Origin of the sequence: Vibrio sp. 1727 (assembly GCF_033344415.1) — a bacterium.
In the GTDB taxonomy this organism is placed as follows: Bacteria; Pseudomonadota; Gammaproteobacteria; order Enterobacterales; family Vibrionaceae; genus Vibrio; species Vibrio alginolyticus.
Genome location: NZ_JAWPOT010000219.1, coordinates 1 through 754 on the forward strand (window position 1 = coordinate 1; position 754 = coordinate 754).

Here is a 754-nt window from a genome sequence, read left to right on the forward strand (position 1 = left end):
TTAAGCGTTTATCATAAAAATAGTCAATTTAATGAATATTTTAATATGTATTCAGTTGTTTATTGGTTGGAGGCGAAACTGTTGCTTATGTCATCAAATAAGCTAAAAAAGTGGAACTAAAGTCACTTAATGGCAGAGTAAAAAATTAAAGTCTGGTTTGAATAGGTAATAATGTTTTAGTAACAGATAGTTACGCGTTTAAAAATTAATAATATGGCTAATTTCCGACAAGGATCGAAAAAATGAGCGACAAGGATTCTATTCAGACTAATCGCAGCCGACGTAATTTTCTTAAAGGCGCAACGGGTGCCGTTGTAGCTGGTGTTGGTGCTTCTGCTTTTTCAGGTGTAGCACAAGCTCGAGAACAGAAAATTGATTGGAGCAGCCGCGGGCTAGGTAGAAAGCACGATAAGCGTTTTTGGCGTAAAGTGCAAAAGCAGTTCGTTTTGGATAAACGAACGACTTACATGAACATTGGTACAACAGGCTCAATGCCGAAACATGTTCTTGAAGGCTATGAAGACAACAACAAATTAGTGGCGAAGTTCCCATGGGACATGAAAGGTAAGTTTGGTAAGTTCCCTTACGTTTCAGACATGATCGCAGAGATTGCACCAGGTTTTGGCGCAAATGCTGATGAAATCATCTTAAGCCGCAACACGACTGACGGTCTATGTTCGATCATTAATGGTCTGCATTTCGAGCCGGGAGACGTGATTCTTACTACACACCACGAACACATTGCAGCGACATC

General features: G+C 39.9%; 1 protein-coding gene. It reads left to right on the forward strand.

Translation table 11 applies throughout. The features are described from left to right. Positions 1-242 precede the first annotated feature (242 nt). Positions 243-754 (forward strand): twin-arginine translocation signal domain-containing protein (locus tag R8O10_RS24880; protein ID WP_318191911.1); only part of this gene is annotated, 512 nt, incomplete at its 3' end.